Annotated in this window: 11 protein-coding genes; 7 read left to right on the forward strand and 4 right to left on the reverse strand. The window is 60.0% G+C overall.

The window, feature by feature from the left end; translation table 11 throughout:
- Nucleotides 1–281: 281 nt before the first annotated feature.
- Nucleotides 282–1907 carry a methyl-accepting chemotaxis protein gene (locus D6877_RS22485; protein WP_130912149.1) on the reverse strand — a complete coding sequence of 542 codons (1626 nt, stop codon included), beginning with the start codon at nt 1905–1907 and terminating at the stop codon, nt 282–284.
- 277 nt (nt 1908–2184) lie between these two features.
- Between D6877_RS22485 and D6877_RS22490 the strand changes: the two genes are divergently transcribed.
- The gene (locus D6877_RS22490; RefSeq protein WP_122508526.1) at nt 2185–2415 is read left to right on the forward strand and encodes a hypothetical protein; all 231 of its coding nucleotides are present in this window, start codon (nt 2185–2187) and stop codon (nt 2413–2415) included.
- Nucleotides 2412–2714 (forward strand): cell division protein ZapA, encoded by a 303-nt coding sequence (locus tag D6877_RS22495; RefSeq protein ID WP_056787426.1) that lies wholly within the window; start codon nt 2412–2414, stop codon nt 2712–2714. Before D6877_RS22490 ends, D6877_RS22495 begins: the two co-directional genes overlap by 4 nt.
- Nucleotides 2715–2771: 57 nt before the next feature.
- On the opposite strand, the gene D6877_RS22500 is transcribed toward D6877_RS22495, so the two are convergent.
- Nucleotides 2772–3143, reverse strand: coding sequence for a hypothetical protein (locus tag D6877_RS22500; RefSeq protein ID WP_130912150.1), 372 nt, complete (start codon nt 3141–3143; stop codon nt 2772–2774).
- Nucleotides 3144–3395: 252 nt separating this feature from the next.
- Between D6877_RS22500 and D6877_RS22505 the strand changes: the two genes are divergently transcribed.
- The gene (locus tag D6877_RS22505; protein WP_130912151.1) at nt 3396–5333 is read left to right on the forward strand and encodes a methyl-accepting chemotaxis protein; all 1938 of its coding nucleotides are present in this window, start codon (nt 3396–3398) and stop codon (nt 5331–5333) included.
- Nucleotides 5334–5424: 91 nt separating this feature from the next.
- Here the strand turns inward: D6877_RS22505 and D6877_RS22510 are convergent, their stop codons facing one another.
- On the reverse strand, nt 5425–7227 hold the full coding sequence (locus D6877_RS22510) for an acyl-CoA dehydrogenase (RefSeq protein WP_130912152.1): 1803 nt from the start codon (nt 7225–7227) through the stop codon (nt 5425–5427).
- Between the two features lie 173 nt (nt 7228–7400).
- Entirely contained in the window at nt 7401–11354 is a 3954-nt protein-coding gene (gene putA, locus D6877_RS22515; RefSeq protein WP_130912153.1) for a trifunctional transcriptional regulator/proline dehydrogenase/L-glutamate gamma-semialdehyde dehydrogenase, read from the reverse strand.
- A gap of 458 nt (nt 11355–11812) precedes the next feature.
- On the opposite strand from putA, the gene putP reads away from it, so the two are divergent.
- The 4 genes from putP to D6877_RS22540 all read left to right on the forward strand — a co-directional run bounded on the left by putP (nt 11813) and on the right by D6877_RS22540 (nt 17013).
- Nucleotides 11813–13297 (forward strand): sodium/proline symporter PutP, encoded by a 1485-nt coding sequence (putP, locus tag D6877_RS22520; RefSeq protein ID WP_130912154.1) that lies wholly within the window; start codon nt 11813–11815, stop codon nt 13295–13297.
- 350 nt (nt 13298–13647) lie between these two features.
- On the forward strand, nt 13648–15663 hold the full coding sequence (gene tssI / locus D6877_RS22530) for a type VI secretion system tip protein TssI/VgrG (protein WP_130912155.1): 2016 nt from the start codon (nt 13648–13650) through the stop codon (nt 15661–15663).
- Nucleotides 15653–16366: a DUF4123 domain-containing protein gene (locus D6877_RS22535; RefSeq protein ID WP_130912156.1), complete on the forward strand. Its 714-nt coding sequence runs from the start codon at nt 15653–15655 to the stop codon at nt 16364–16366. The genes tssI and D6877_RS22535 overlap by 11 nt, the downstream gene beginning before the upstream one ends.
- A 326-nt stretch (nt 16367–16692) precedes the next feature.
- Nucleotides 16693–17013 carry a hypothetical protein gene (locus D6877_RS22540; RefSeq protein ID WP_101156523.1) on the forward strand — a complete coding sequence of 107 codons (321 nt, stop codon included), beginning with the start codon at nt 16693–16695 and terminating at the stop codon, nt 17011–17013.
- Nucleotides 17014–17017 lie beyond the last annotated feature (4 nt).

A 17017-nucleotide genomic window follows, 5' to 3' on the forward strand; every position in this document is an offset into this window, starting at 1 on the left:
ATGCAGTCTGCGTGCCAGCGATTCTAACCTGTTGAAATGTGATGCTGTCAAAAAGGATTTCAGGAGGGCATCGGAATTCGAGTTCGACACGGCATTGCTGCCCCTCACCCTAGCCCTCTCCCGGAGGAGAGGGGACTGATCGGAGTGAATGTGCCTGCTGCTGCGCCCTGAACTACCGAGTCGAACGGGCATTTCGAAAGCCCCCCGATCTGCTCCCTTCCCCCTCGCCCCCTTGGGGGAGAGGGCTGGGGTGAGGGGGGCGCTTTTGATCTTGCTTTCGGTTACAGGCTGAACCGCCCAACCATATTGTTCAGATCCAGCGCCAAGCGCGACAGCTCATTGCTCGCCGCGCTGGTCTGATTGGCGCCGGTCGCCGATTGCACCGACAGATCGCGGATGTTGACCAGATTGCGATCAACTTCCCGCGCCACCTGCGCCTGCTCTTCGGCAGCGCTGGCGATAACCAGGTTGCGCTCGTTGATTTCGACGATGGCACTGTTGATGGTGTCCAGCGACATCCCGGCGCCACGGGCGATGTTCAGCGTCGATTCGGCGCGCTCGGTGCTGTTGCGCATCGAATCAACGGCGTGTTCGGTGCCGCTCTGGATGCTGCCGATCATGCGTTCGATTTCGCTGGTCGACTGCTGGGTGCGATGGGCCAGTGCGCGCACTTCGTCCGCCACCACGGCGAAACCACGACCGGCCTCACCGGCACGGGCCGCTTCGATCGCTGCGTTCAATGCCAGCAGGTTGGTCTGGTCGGCGAGGCCACGAATCACGTCGAGCACCTTGCCGATGTCGCGGGACTCATTGGCCAGATCGCCGATCAGCGAAGCAGTGCTCTGCACATCGGCGCTCATGCGTTCGATGGCGCTGACGGTTTCCTGCACCAGATCCCGGCCGTCGCCCGCCGAAGTGGTGGCGTTTTTCGAGGCTTCCGAAGTGCTCACCGCGTTGCGCGCGACTTCTTCGACAGCGCTGGTCATCTCGTTGACCGCAGTGGCCGCCTGCTCGATTTCGTTGTTCTGCTGAGTCAGGCCGCGCGCGCTTTCGTCGGTGACGCTGTTCAGCTCTTCCGCGGCAGACGCCAGTTGCGTGGCCGAACCGGAGATGCGCTGCAGGGTGTCGCGCAGCTTCGCTTGCATCTTCGCCATCGCCGCCAGCAGGCGCCCGGCTTCATCTTCGCCATCGACATGGATCGGCTGGGTCAGGTTGCCCTCGGCGATGGTTTCCGCCGCCTCGAGTGCCTTGGAAATCGGCTTGGTAATGCTCACGGTCAGCAGCCAGGCGAACAGCAGGGTCAGGCCGCTGGCGATCACCAGCAAGGTCACCACCAGATTGAACGACAGCGAATACTGATCCTTCGCGCCCTGATCAGTCTCGGCAATCTGCTGGGTGTTGATCTCCAGCAAGCGCGCCAGCGCGGTGTTCACCGCTTCCGAATTGCTCAGCAAATCGCTGTTGAGCATCTGCCGCAACTCGTCGATCTGATTGTTGCGCGACAGGGTTTTCATGCGCTCTTCAAGCTGACGGTACTGCGCCAGCAATTGCACGTATTGATCGTACGCCGCACGTTCCTGCGGGCCTTCGATCAGTGGCTCATACGCGCGTTGCGCATCCGCGATCTGGCGGTTGCGCATGTCGAACAGTTCGATGGTTTTCTGCTGCACGTCGGGTTCGCGGTTGATCAGCAGGCGGTAAGAGAGCACGCGCAGGCGCAGGGTCAGCTGGGTGAATTCGTCGAGGGCCTTGATCGATGGCACGCTGGCGGTGGCGATGTCTTCACCGGCCGAGCGGATCTTGCTCATCTGGTTCAGCGCAAACACGCCGAGGATCAACATCAGGCCGCCGATCAGGGCGAAGCCGGTGAACGCCCGTGGGGCGATATTCATATTGCGAAGGGACATGGGCGGATACCGAAAAGGGCCGCATCCATGCGGGCTGAGACTGCTGTATGGGTGACTTATCGGTCATACGACTAAAGTCTTGAGGTGGTGTGCGTATTTGTCGCAGACACGCTTGAGCGACGAAGTGCAGGAACCAGATCGACCAATCACAGTCTTTTAAACTCGCGAGAAGCTTCGCCACCCAGGAAAATCAAGGCCTTGCGCCGGTTTAACCCTGGCATCCGTGGTGACTTTTCTTTATCGTACGCGCCCTTTGAAAAACGCTTGGAAGATCAAAATGTTGGAAGCATCCCTCAGCCAATTGGAACAGCTCGTCAGCGACCTCGTGCAACAGAACCAGACTCTGCTGCAGACCAACCAGACTCTGTCCACGGAACTGGCCCAGGCCAAGGATGAAAACGAAAGCCTGCAACTGAACCTGATGGAGCAGGAAGAAAAACACGGCGCCACCGCCGCGCGCATCCAGGCACTGGTTGATCGCGTCAATGCCGGTCCTGTCAGCGCATGAACCACGGCACAGCAGGGGTAAAAGTCATCTCCATTCTCGGCGAGGACTATTCGATCAAGGCACCGGCCGGGGAAGAACAGACCCTGCTGGACGCGGCGATGATGCTCAAGGCAGCGCTGGAAGACACCAAGCGCAAGTACCCGACGCTGATCGGCGACCGTTTGCTGGTCCTGGCGGCGATGAATCTGTGTTCGCAGCAGATCGAAATGAAGAAGCAGCACCAGGAAGAGCTCGACCGTTATCAAGAGCAAGTCAGCGCCACGGTCGACACCATTGCCAAGACGATCAGTCAGGGTTGACTCGCTTTTCGCAGCGCCTCGGTACATTGAGGCGCTGAACATGCTGAGGTCTTGTTGCTATGAGGCTTGGAGTATCGGCTGCCAGTAGACTTTTGTTGTCCATTCTCCATCGGATTGCTTGATGAACTCTGAGTGGGAAACTCTATAGGTGGTATTTTCGATCGTCACTTCATCACCCTTGGAAAGCAGGTGGATATATTCTGCCGACGGAATTGGCTGAGCTGTGCTGTACGTCGTGCCTGCGAGGGTGGTGATCGTAATTTTGTAATGGATTACCGGGAAAACCATGACCTCGGTGAAGTGCCTGCGAATAATCATCGATTGAGAAGTCGAGCTCCCGACAAAGTCGCCAATGAGCGCCGATTTAACAAACGTATCGTTGTCAGCCATTGCCTGAACAAAGTTCTCTCGTGGACCGGTGTCAGTCATGTTCTTTCTCCTGCTTTGGACGGCTTGGATCTGCGACGCGGATGCTTGTCACAGACGTGAAACCGTGAATCTAAGCCACCCGATGCAAGTTGTAACCTGTCAGACTTGACAGTGAATTCCTCGATATAACGGCCTGCTTCTTGCTAGTAAGGATACGGCTGTACCGAAGGTTGTGTTTTATTCTGGTGCTCTTTGTATACAATCGGCACGGCTGTTGCAGTGGTTCAGGCTCTTATTCTTCGGGGGTGATCCATGCAGTGGTGGCGACGCAGTATTCAGTGGCAGTTGATTCTCGGCATGGGCGCGGCCCTGCTGATCAGCATTGTGATCGTGGTTGGCATTTATACCCTGGTGGTCAACCGCCTCGCCCAGAGCTATCTGGTCGATCAAGCGCTGCCGTCGAGCATCGAAGCGACGCGCAACGACATCGAGCGGATCCTCGTACAACCACTCACCGCCGCCAAAGACATCGCCAGCAACACCATGGTGCGCGACTGGCTGGCTACAGGCGAAGACAGCAGCAAAACTGCGCTCTTCGCGCAGTATCTGGAAGGCATCCGCGCTGAACACAGGGCCTTCACTGCGCTGATCATCGGCACCGAATCCAATCGCTACATCACCGAAAAAGGCCTGGACCGCACCCTCAGTCGCTCGAAACCGGCCGACGCCTGGTTCTATTCCTTTCTCGACAGCAATCAGCCGCGCACCCTCAATATCGACAACGACGGCGCCACCGGCGAACTGGCCTTGTTCATCGATCTGAAGGTCGAGCAGGCCGGTAAAGTCGTCGGTGTCGCCGGGCTTGGGCTGAGCATGAAAGAGCTGTCGGAGCTGATCCACAACTTCAGTTTCGGCGAGCGCGGCAAGGTCTATCTCGTGCGTTCCGACGGTCTGATTCAGGTCCATCCTGAGGCGCAGTTCAGCGGCAAACGCACCTTGACCGAGCAGATTGGTGCCAATGCGGCACAAGCGCTGATGGGGCACAAGGATGCGGTCAACAGCAGCTTCCAGCGCGACGGTGAAGACTTCCTCGCCTTCAGCCTGCCGTTGCGCGATCTCGGCTGGACGCTGGTGGCCGAAGTGCCGCAGTCGCAGATCTACGCCGAAGCACGCAAAGCGATGTGGATGAGTGGCGGCATCGGTCTGCTGGTGGCGCTGGTCTGCCTGGCGTTGGTGGTGTGGCTGGCCCAGGGGCTGGTGCGACCGATTCGACAAGTAACACGGGCGCTGGTGGCCATCGGTAGCGGTGGTGGAGATTTGACTCACCGGTTAGATTCCAGCCGTGCCGATGAGCTGGGCGATCTGGCGCGAGGCTTCAACCGTTTCCTCGACAGCCAGCGCGCAATGATCGGTGAAGTCCTGACCACCAGCGAGCGCCTGCGCACGGCCGTGGGGCAAGTGGCGAAGGTGGTGGACAACACCGCCGAGCGTTCGGGCCGGCAGCAGGAAATGACCGACATGGTAGCCACCGCCGTCCACGAAATGGGTCTGACCGTGCAGGAAATCGCGCAGAACGCTGGCAACGCCGCGCTTGCCTCGCAAACCGCGCGCGATGAGGCGTTGCAGGCACGGGAAGTGGTCGGTGGCTCGATCCGTCATATCGAAAGCATGTCCGATGAAATCGGCGTAGCGGCGGGCGCAGTGGGTGAGCTGGCGCAGCAAGTGGCGTCGATCGATTCGGTGCTGGCGGTGATTCGTGGCGTTTCCGAACAGACCAATCTGCTCGCACTCAACGCCGCCATCGAAGCCGCCCGCGCTGGCGACATGGGCCGTGGCTTCGCGGTGGTCGCCGATGAAGTGCGCACGCTTGCGCGCCGAACCCAGGCCTCGACCGACGAAATTCAACTGATGATCGGCAGCCTCAAGCAAGGTGCGGAGAACGCCGTGTCATCGATGCGCACCGGTCAGGCCGCGACCGGCACCGGGGTTGAATCGAGCCAGCGCACCGGTGCGTCGCTGACGGCGATCACCGGTCAGGTCGAGCGCATCAGCGATATGAACCATCAGGTGGCGACGGCGACCGAAGAACAGTCGGCGGTGACTGAAGAGATCAACCGCAACGTGCAGGGGATTTCCGATCTGGCACGGGCGACAGCGGGGGAGGTCAGGGCTTGTCGCGAAGACTGCCAGATGTTGCAGAAACTGGCGGATGATCTGGCGCGGCAGATGGGTGGGTTCAAGTTGAGCTAAAGGATCAAGATCAAAAGATCGCAGCCTTCGGCAGCTCCTACATTGGAATGCGTTTCCTGTAGGAGCTGCCGAAGGCTGCGATCTTTTGCTTTTAGAACCACGCGTCCCGCATCTCCAGACACGTATCATCCCGCGCCTCCAGCAAGTCCAGCTCATGCTGGCAACCCGGCACTTCCCATGTCAGGAAATACCGCGCCGCCTGCAACTTGCCCTTATAGAAGTCGACATCCGCCGAATTGCCTTTGGCCAGGCCTTCCTCGGCGCGGATCGCCTGCTCCAGCCAGCGCCAGCCGATCACCGCGTGGCCGAACACCTTCAGGTACAACGCCGAATTCGCCAGGCTGCTCTTGACCTTGCCTTGGGCCAGATCGGTGAGCAGGCCGATGGTCACGGTTTGCAAGCGGGCAACGAGTTTTTCCAGCGGCTCGCGCAGTGCGGTCAGTGATTCGTACGCTGTAGCGCGTTCAGCGGTGGTGGCGATCAGGCGGATCAACTGCTTCAACCCGGCGCCACCGTTCTGCGCCAGCTTGCGCCCGAGCAGATCCAGCGACTGGATGCCGTGGGTGCCTTCGTGGATCGGATTCAAGCGGTTGTCACGGTAGTACTGCTCCACCGGGTATTCACGAGTGTAGCCGTGGCCGCCAAGAATCTGGATCGCCAGTTCGTTGGCTTTGAGGCAGAACTCCGATGGCCAGGATTTGACGATCGGCGTCAGCAGGTCCAACAGCTCATGAGCCTGTTTGCGTTCGGCTTCGGTTTCCAGCGTGGTGGTGTCATCGAACAAACGCGCCGCATACAGGCCGAGGTCAAATGCACCTTCGACGTAGGATTTCTGCGTCAGCAACATGCGTCTGACGTCCGCGTGCTGAATGATCGCCACCGGCGCCGTGGTCGGATCCTTGCTGTCCGGCACCCGGCCCTGCGGACGCTCACGCGCATATTCCAGCGAATACAGGTAACCGGCATAGCCGAGCATCACCGCGCCCATGCCGACGCCGATCCGCGCTTCGTTCATCATCTGGAACATGTAGCTCAAGCCATAGTGTGGCTTGCCTACCAGATAGCCGACGCACTCGCCGTTATCGCCGAAGTTCAGCGCCGTCGATGTGGTGCCGCGCCAGCCCATCTTGTGGAACAAACCGGCGAGCAGCACGTCGTTGCGCTGGCCGAGGCTGCCGTCGTCGTTGACCAGAAACTTCGGCACGATGAACAGCGAAATACCTTTCACCCCCGGTGGGGCGTCCGGCAGCTTGGCCAGAACCATGTGCACGATGTTTTCCGACAGCGGGTGATCGCCACCGGAAATGAAAATCTTGTTGCCCTTCAGGCGATAGGTGCCATCGGACGCAGGCTCGGCGCGGGTGCGGATATCCGACAGCGACGAACCGGCATGGGGCTCGGTCAGGGCCATGGTGCCGAAGAAACGTCCGTCGATCATCGGTTGCAGGAAGCGCTGTTTCTGCTCTTCGCTGCCGAAGCTCTCGATCAGATTGGCCGCGCCCATGGTCAGGAACGGGTACGAGGTCGACGCTGCGTTGGCGGACTGAAAATGCGCGAAGCAGGCTTGCGACAGCAGGGTCGGCAATTGCATGCCGCCCGCTTCAAAACTGCGTGCGGCGTTAAGAAATCCGGCCTCGAGAAAGGCATCCACCGCCGGTTTCACTTCGGGAATCAGAATGGCCTGGCCATCTTCATAGCGCGGCTCGTTTTCATCGCCCTTGCGGTTGTGCGGGGCGAAATACTTTTCGGCGATGTTGCGCGCGGTGCCGATGGCGGCGTCGAAGGTCTCGCGATTGTGCTCGGCAAAGCGCTCGCGCCGGGTCAGGCCCTCGGCATCGAGGACTTCGTACAGCTCGAAAGCCAGATTGCGGGAACTGAGCAGCGTCTCGGACATGGCGGCCTACCTTAAAGAAAGTATGCCGCAGTCTAGGTAGGCCCATAAAAATGGGGAAGGAAGATAGATAAGGGTGATGGGGCGGCACAAGCCACAAGCTTCAAGCTGCAAGTAAGAGCAGTTTGCTTCTACTTGCAGCTTGCAGCTTGCAGCTTACAACTTGCCGCTGCTGCTTAACCTATCGTCATCAGACTGGCATTGCCTCCAGCAGCAGCCGTGTTAACGCTCAATGCCCGTTCGATCACCAGACGCTCCAGGGCAATGTTGGTCTCGCCCTGAGACAGGCCCTGAACGCCAACGATCGCGCCGCCACGCTGGGCGATCTGCTGGCAGACGCCGCGCAACTGGTCGGAGTGGCCGTGATGCAGCACGGCATCGAACACCACTTCGTCCTTGTTCCAGTCGGCAACGCGCTTGATCCGCGCCTGGACTTCCTTCGGCAGACGGGCGAACAAGGCCTTGCTCAGCTCGGTTTCTGGCCACACCGCCGAACCACCGACCGCCAGCACCGCCGCCAGTTGCGTCAGCAGATCACCTTCAACTTCCGCCAGGCACAGCACGTGCTCGCGCGGCAGGATCGCGTAGCTGTTTTTCTCGCCGGTCGGGCCAGCCAGCACGCGGGTGATGCCGCTCTGCGATTGCGCTGCGTATTGCACGCACAGGGTGCTCAGATCGGCGAACTTGTTGTTGTCGGCCCAGGCTTTCAACGCGTTCAACGATTGGCTCATGGCATCGCGCAAACGAACGTCCGGGGCGACGATGGCGTCACCGCGAGCGAAGGATTGTTCGATGGCGTCAGTAGGACGCGTCGACAGCAGGCGATACAGATACAGCGGGCCACCGGCTTTCGGGCCAGTACCCGACAGGCCTTCGCCGCCGAATGGCTGCACGCCGACCACGGCACCGACGATGTTGCGGTTGACGTAGACGTTACCGGCGTTGACGTTGTCGATCACCTTGGCGATGGTCTCGTCGATGCGCGTGTGCACGCCCAGTGTCAGGCCGTAACCGGAGGCGTTGATCTGGCCGATCAGTTGATCCAGCTCTTTGCGCTTGTAGCGCACCACGTGCAGTACCGGGCCGAAGATTTCGCGTTGCAGTTCGTCGAAGCTTTCCAGCTCGATCAGAGTCGGCATGACGAAGGTGCCGCGCTTGACCTCTTCGCTGTCGGCAATCGCCACCTGGTAAACATTGCGACCTTTGTCGCGCATGCCCTGGATGTGCTTGTCGATGCCAGCCTTGGCTTCGGCGTCGATCACCGGGCCGATGTCCACGGACAGACGCTCGGGGTTGCCGAGACGGCTTTCGGCCATGGCACCTTTGAGCATTTCGATGACGCGATCGGCGGAATCTTCCTGCAGGCACAGTACCCGCAGCGCCGAGCAGCGCTGGCCGGCACTGTCGAAGGCCGACGACACTACGTCGATCACCACTTGTTCAGTCAGTGCCGAGGAGTCGACGATCATCGCGTTCTGGCCACCGGTTTCGGCGATGAGCGGAATCGGACGGCCCTGGCTGTCGAGACGGCCAGCGATGTTGCGTTGCAGCAAGCGCGCGACTTCGGTGGAACCAGTGAACATCACGCCTTTGACGCGCTCATCGCCAACCAGACCGGCGCCGACGGTTTCACCGCGACCCGGCAGCAGTTGCAGCACGCCTTCCGGAATGCCGGCTTCGAGCATCAGGCGCACAGCCTGAGCGGCAACCAGCGGAGTCTGCTCGGCCGGTTTGGCCAGCACCGGGTTACCGGCGGCCAATGCCGCAGCGACCTGGCCGCTGAAGATTGCCAGCGGGAAGTTCCACGGGCTGATACATACCACCGGACCCAGTGGGCGGTGGGCGTCATTGCTGAAGTCGTTGCGCGCCTGCACTGCGTAATAACGCAGGAAGTCGACCGCTTCGCGGACTTCGGCGATGGCGTTGGCGAAGGTCTTGCCGGCTTCGCGAGCCAACAGGCCCATCAGCGGCTGGATCTCGCCTTCCATCAGGTCAGCGGCACGTTCCAGGATCGCCGCACGTTCGGCCGGCGGCGTGGCCTGCCAGATCGGCGCGGCGTTCAGCGCGCATTGAATGGCGTTGTCGACGTCTTCGACGGTCGCTTCTTGGACGTGACCGACCACATCGCGGTGATCGGACGGGTTCAGCACCGCGACCGGCGTTTCGTTGCTGGAGGCGCAACCGAGCATCGGCGCGGCTTTCCAGTCGTTGTGCGCGGTGGCGAGCAGGGCGCAGGACAGCGAGGCCAGGCGATGTTCGTTGGCCATGTCGATGCCGCTGGAGTTGGCGCGCTCGGCACCGTACAGGTCACGCGGCAGCGGAATGCGCGGGTGCGGCAGGCCGAAACCGCCTTCCACGGTGGCCATCTGCTCGATCTGTGCCACCGGATCGGCCACCAGTTCCTGAATCGAAATCGACTGGTCGGCGATGCGGTTGACGAACGAAGTGTTCGCGCCGTTTTCCAGCAAGCGACGTACGAGGTAAGCCAGCAGGGTTTCGTGAGTGCCGACCGGTGCGTACACGCGGCACGGACGGTTCAGCTTGCCCTCGGCAACCTTGCCTACAACCTGTTCATAGAGCGGTTCGCCCATGCCGTGCAGGCACTGGAACTCGTACTGGCCCGGGTAATAGTTCTGACCGGCGATGTGGTAGATCGCCGACAGGGTGTGGGCGTTGTGCGTGGCGAATTGCGGGTAGATGGCTTCCGGCACCGACAGCAGTTTGCGTGCGCAAGCAATGTAGGAAACGTCGGTGTACACCTTGCGGGTGTAGACCGGATAGCCTTCCAGACCCTCGACCTGGGCGCGCTTGATTTCGCTGTCCCAGTACGCGCCTTTTACCAGGCGGATCATCAGGCGATGGCGGCTGCGGCGGGCCAGATCGATCACGTAGTCGATCACGTACGGGCAACGCTTTTGGTAAGCCTGGATAACGAAACCGATGCCGTTCCAGCCAGTCAGTTGCGGCTCGAAGCACAGGCGCTCGAGCAGATCCAGCGACAACTCGAGGCGGTCGGCTTCTTCGGCGTCGATGTTCAGACCGATGTCGTATTGCTTGGCCAGCAGGGTCAGCGACAGCAGGCGCGGGTACAGCTCGTCCATCACCCGCTCGTACTGCGCACGGCTGTAACGCGGGTGCAGTGCAGAGAGCTTGATGGAAATGCCCGGGCCTTCATAAATCCCACGGCCGTGTGACGCTTTTCCGATCGAGTGGATCGCTTGTTCGTACGACGCCAGGTATTTCTGCGCGTCGACTTCAGTGAGTGCCGCTTCACCGAGCATGTCGTAGGAGTAACGGAAGCCCTTGGCTTCGAACTTGCTCGCATTGGCCAGCGCTTCGGCGATGGTTTCGCCGGTCACGAACTGCTCGCCCATCAGGCGCATGGCCATGTCGACGCCCTTGCGGATCATCGGCTCGCCGCTCTTGCCGATGATGCGGCTCAGCGACGAGGTCAGGCCGGCTTCGTTGTGGGTGGAAACCAGTTTGCCAGTCAGCAGCAGGCCCCAGGTCGCAGCGTTGACGAACAGCGAAGGGCTGTTGCCCAGGTGCGGATGCCAGTTGCCGGTGCTGATCTTGTCGCGGATTAGCGCATCGCGGGTGCCTTTGTCCGGGATGCGCAGCAACGCTTCGGCCAGGCACATCAGCGCCACGCCTTCCTGGGACGACAGGGAGAACTCCTGCAGCAGGCCCTGAACAATACCGGCACGACCGCCGGCACTTTTCTGGTTACGCAGTTTTTCGGCGATGGTCGCCGCGAGCTTGTTGGTGGCTTCGGCCATCGGTGCCGGCAGGCGCGCCTGCTCGATCAGCATCGGCACCACTTCAGGCTCAGGACGGCGGTAGGCGGCGGTGATCGAAGCACGCAGCACTGATTGCGGCAGGATGCTTTCAGCGAATTCGAGGAAGCATTGGTGAGCGTGATCGGTCTGCACTTCGCCTGCGTCATCGGCGTCTTTGGCGGTCAAACCGTTCAACTCGGTCAGGGTTGCACCACCCTCGAGTTTTTCCAGGTAATTGAAAATTGCCTGCTTGATCAGCCAGTGCGGCGTGCGATCAATCGAGGTTGCGGCAGCCTTCAGGCGCTCGCGGGTCGGGTCATCGAGTTTGACCCCAAGGGTGGTGGTAGCCATATTTTTATCCTCATGGTTGCCACAGTTGCGTGGCATCAGCTGGCCGCAAGATTAGCCGTGCGTTGAATGAGGTGCAACCGGGTGCAACCCTTTTTTTGCCGGAATAATACGCAGCTCGTCAGGAAATAATTTCTGGTACGAAAGTGCTGCTCCTGCTTGGTGCTTTTGCTTCTAGCAAAGAGCCATGACTGCCACAAAAGGGAGCAAAAACGGGGTGATCGTCGATTAATCCGACTGGGTGCAACTAATTCTCGCGAAACTGGTTGCACCTTATTTGCTTTGTTGCATAGCATTCGCCGCCAAGGTGCAACCGGGAATAACCCGGTGCATCGGCTGATGGCTTTCCTGGGGAAACATCAGTCTTAAATGCGCGGGATCCCGGATCGTCTGCCAAACGTCGTCGTTTGCGAGCGGTTCACCACCGCCGCTACATAAAAACAAAGCCAGGGCGTAACTCAATGAGCGTAAGCAATCCAACCCTGATCACGTTCGTGATCTACATCGCAGCAATGGTGCTGATCGGCTTGATGGCCTATCGCTCCACCAACAACCTTTCCGATTATATTCTCGGTGGTCGCAGCCTCGGCAGCGTCGTCACCGCGCTGTCTGCCGGTGCCTCCGACATGAGCGGCTGGTTGCTGATGGGCCTGCCGGGCGCCATCTACATGTCCGGTCTGTCTGAAAGCTGGATCGCCATCGGCCTGATCGTCGGTGCCTACCTGAACTGGCTGTTTGTCGCCGGCCGTCTGCGTGTGCAGACCGAGCACAACGGCGATGCCCTGACTCTGCCGGACTACTTTTCCAGCCGTTTCGAAGATAAAAGCGGCTTGCTGCGGATCATCTCGGCGATCGTGATTCTGGTGTTCTTCACCATCTACTGCGCTTCCGGCATCGTCGCCGGTGCCCGTCTGTTCGAAAGCACGTTCGGCATGACCTACGAAACGGCGTTGTGGGCCGGTGCGGCGGCGACGATTGCCTACACCTTCATCGGCGGTTTCCTCGCGGTGAGCTGGACCGACACCGTACAAGCCACGCTGATGATCTTCGCGCTGATCCTTACGCCGATCATCGTTCTGCTGGCCACTGGCGGCGTTGATACCACGTTCCTGGCCATCGAAGCGCAAGATCCGAGCAACTTCGACATGCTCAAAGGCACCACCTTCATCGGCATCATCTCGCTGATGGGCTGGGGTCTGGGCTACTTCGGTCAGCCACACATCCTCGCGCGTTTCATGGCGGCGGATTCGGTCAAGTCGATCGCCAAGGCGCGTCGCATTTCCATGGCCTGGATGATCCTGTGCCTGGGCGGCACCGTAGCGGTGGGCTTCTTCGGTATCGCTTACTTCTCGGCGCACCCTGAAGTAGCCGGTCCTGTCACCGAGAACCCGGAACGCGTGTTCATCGAGCTGGCGAAAATCCTCTTCAATCCGTGGGTTGCCGGTGTGCTGCTGTCGGCCATTCTGGCTGCGGTAATGAGCACCCTGAGCTGCCAGTTGCTGGTGTGCTCGAGCGCCCTGACCGAAGACTTCTATAAAGCCTTCCTGCGCAAGTCCGCTTCGCAACTGGAGCTGGTCTGGGTCGGTCGTGCCATGGTGCTGCTGGTAGCCCTGATCGCTATCGCATTGGCTGCCAACCCGGAAAACCGCGTACTGGGCCTGGTGTCCTACGCCTGGGCCGGTTTCGGTGCTGCGTTCGGTCCGGTGGTGCTGATCTCGGTGGTCTGGAAAGGCATGACCCGCAACGGCGCACTGGCCGGTATTCTGGTCGGCGCGATCACCGTGGTGGTCTGGAAGCATTTCGAACTGCTGGGTCTGTACGAAATCATTCCGGGCTTCATCTTCGCCAGCCTGGCCATCTACTTTGTCAGCAAGGCGGGTGAGCCGACTCGCGGCATGGTTGAGCGTTTCGAGGCAGCGGAAAAAGACTTCCATCTGAACAAGTGATGGACTGAGCTTCGGCTCACATGAAAACGGCCCGTTTCCTACAGGAAGCGGGCCGTTTTTTTGTGCCTGTGATTTCTCGAATCCTGTGGAAATCCATTGTGGGAGCGAGCCTGCTCGCGAACGCGATTGATCATTCAATGAATGTATCGACTGACATGCCGCTTTCGCGAGCAGGCTCGCTCCCACAGGGTGGGTGGCAGGTTTGATTGAATTGTCTGTAGTCGAACGGCCGAATTAACAAGGTCGTTTCAGCAAACCACGTAGGGCAAATCTGAATTTCCCGTCACCTGCTCGGCACCCCTTGCCCCTCATGCAGAATCGCCCGCCCTCACACTGCAGAGAGACATCGGATGTTCGCGCCTGCCAATCAACCGCGTTTCACGTTGACACTCGAAGGCGCCCGGCATGACCTCAAGATCCTTGAGTTCACGGGCAGGGAAGCCATCAGCCAACCCTTTCGCTTCGAGCTGGAACTGGTCAGCGAGCGGCCGGACCTGGATCTGGAAAGCCTGCTGCATGGTCAGGCGTTTCTGAGTTTCGATGCTCAGGGTTGCGGTATTCATGGTCAGATCTATCAGGTCGGGCAGGGCGATTCCGGGAAACGTCTGACACGCTATCACCTCAGCCTTGTCCCGCGTCTGACGTATCTGGGGCATCGCATCAACCAGCGTATTTTTCAGCATCAGAGCGTGCCGCAGATCATCACGCAGATCCTCAAGGACCATTCGATCCTGCGCGATGCCTTTGAATTTCGCCTGGGCAGCGAATACCCGGAGCGCGAGTACTGCGTGCAATACGCCGAAAGCGATCTGGCCTTTATCCAGCGCCTGTGTGCCGAAGTCGGCATTCATTACCACTTTCAACACAGCCCCGAAGGCCATTTGCTGGTATTCGGCGACGACCAGACCGTGTTCCCCAAGCTGCCCGCGCCAACGCTGTATTTGCCGGGCAGCGGCATGTCGGCGGGGGCGCCGGCGATTCAACGTTTCAATGTGCGCGTGGAAACCCGCACCAGCGTCGTCACCCGGCGTGACTACAACTTCGAAAAGCCACGGCTGTCTCTGGAAAGTCGCAGCGACGGCGAGCAGCGTCCGGTGCTGGAGGACTATCACTTCCCTGGCCAATTCAATGATCGCGAAACCGGCAAACACCTGACGCGCCGCGCGCTTGAAAGGCACGTCGCCGATTACCGCCAGGCCGAGGGCAGCAGCGACGAATCCTCACTGGTCTGCGGGCATTTCCTGCACCTCACCGAGCATCCGCGCTGCGACTGGAATGATCTGTGGTTGCTCACCGCCGTTGAACATCGCGGCCGCCAGCCACAGGTGCTTGAGGAATCGGTGACCAGTGATGGCGAATCCTTTCAGGGTTACCGCAATACTTTCGTCGCCACGCCGTGGGACGTGGTCTTTCGTCCGGCACTGTGCCCGGAAAAACCGCGCATGTCCGGTTACCAACCTGCGGTGGTCACCGGCCCGAAAGACCTGGAAATCCATTGCGATGAATATGGCCGGGTCAAAGTGCAACTGGCCTGGGATCGTGATGGCGAACTCAACGAGCACTCCAGTTGCTGGCTGCGCGTCGCGACCGGTTGGGCTCACGATCACTACGGCAGCGTGTTGATTCCGCGCGTCGGTATGGAAGTGCTCGTCGGCTTCATTGATGGCGATGCCGACAAGCCGCTGGTCATGGGTTGCCTGCCCAACGCCGCGACACCGATCCCGCTGGACTTGCCAGCGGACAAGACCCGCAGCATTTTCCGCAGCCAGAGCAGCCCCGGCGGTGGTGGTTATAACGAACTGCGCATCGAGGACAAAAAAGGTGCCGAGGAAATCTACCTGCGTGCCCAGCGCAACTGGACCCAGCACGTGCTCAATGACCAGCAGCTGCAGGTCGACAACCAGCGCAGCGTGGTGGTCACCGGCACTGCCCGGCATGAACTCAAGTCCGACGAGCAGCGCATCACCCACGGCCAGCGTCAGACCGAGGTCAGGCAGGATGACCATTTGTCCGTGCTTGGCGATCAGCAGGTTCGGGTGAACAGCCAGGCCACCAGCGCCTCGGCGCAGATCCATATCAGCGCAGGCCAGCAAGTGGTCATTGATGGCGGCGCGAGCGCGACGATTCAGGCCGGCGGACAGTGGATCAACATCGGCCCCGGCGGAATTTTCAGCAGCGTGCCGATTGTTGTGGGTGGCGCGCCGATGGCGGCGACCAGCGCTGCGCCGGTGGTGCCGGGGTTGCCGGAGAAACTGGTCGCTGCGCCGGCGGCGGTTCTCACCGCCGCACAGATCATGAGTCTCAAAGGTGATGCGCCTTTTTGCGAAGAGTGTGAGCGGTGCAAGGACGGTGTTTGTGCAGCCTGAAGTACTGACCCCCGAAAATTGGCTGGCGCGGCAGCCGCTGCACGCGTCGGAGCAATTGTTCGCAATTTTCAGCCGCGCCAGCGATGCCGATGCTTTCAAAGCCTGGCAGGGCACGGCGATTCCGGTCTGGGCCGAGACCATTTATGCCGAGTGGGACGCGGTGATGCCCTATGTGGGAATTGTCGCTGCAGACAGTGAGTTTTTACGCTGGGTGATGGAAACCGACTCCCGGGACTGGGGGTGGCTGGCGGTGTCTTCGGCGGATCTTGACGTGCTGGTCGAACATTTCCGCAGCCTGACTCAAGTGCTGATGCCGGACGGTAAAGCGGTTTTTTTTCGCTTTTGGGATGGTCGGTATCTGTTGCCTCTTTTGCAGTCTGACGAGGTGAATCCCGCAGAGTTGCTACCGGTAATTTCGCGAGGGTTGATCAATGGCCAAGCCTTTGAAATCGGGGGCCGTGCGCTGGTTTCGGGGCGAATCTTTCCGTGGTGGAACGTGCCGAAATCAGTGTTGGCGCAGACTGATGAGAGCGTACGCGTCGCCAATGTTCTGCAATGGCTGAACGAGGAGCAGCCGGCGGTGTTCGAGGCGTTTCCCGAAGCGGTGCTGCGCTGCAAGGTCGGGCAGTTTTTCAAATTATCGATGTCGGAAGATTCGTCACGATCGGCCCTTCTGGAGTTTTTGCTGGCAGAGGCAGAGTGAAATTTCGGGGCAAACGCTTCGGACGTTTCCTTCGAATCGCGGCGGTTTTCATGAACTGGTGCGTGGTGGGTTGCAGGGATAGTCTTTTCGTTGTCACTGCGAGAGCGGTGGCAGGGGGTAGGATCCCGAACTCTGAAGTGCATAACTGCCGCAGGCTGAATACAAGGGTCAAAGCGTATTCATGACAAGTTGACGGCGGCTTTGTGCGGGACACGTTTCGACGTGGCTGATTTGGAGTTCTCAGTTCCTACTCCCGCACATGGCTGCCACCCAAACCCGTAGGAAGGTCAATGGCGGCTCCACTCAGAACTTCAGGGATGCCAAGAATGACAACGACAAAACATGATCCGCCCTACAAGAAAATCACGCCTCACCCCGACAACCGCTTCATGGCCCTCACCGGCAATTGCAGCGACATGCCCAGCCTGTTCGTCGACACCCATGTGCCCCTCGATATCCTCATGGACGCTGCCAACCACCGCATCCGCGCCGTGGTCCAGGTCCTGGAAAACATGTGCATGCGCGGCTCGATCGAATGCGACTCCGTGATCCTCAGCGACTTCGCCCTGCTGTGCGCGATTCCATTGCGGGATGGCTGTGATGTGCTGGACGTCATCGGCAAGCGCCTGCGCAGCTTGCCCGCCTGAAGAT

The sequence above is a fragment of the Pseudomonas sp. Sample_9 genome (genome assembly GCF_004307535.1).
Taxonomy (GTDB): domain Bacteria; phylum Pseudomonadota; class Gammaproteobacteria; order Pseudomonadales; family Pseudomonadaceae; genus Aquipseudomonas; species Aquipseudomonas mercuritolerans.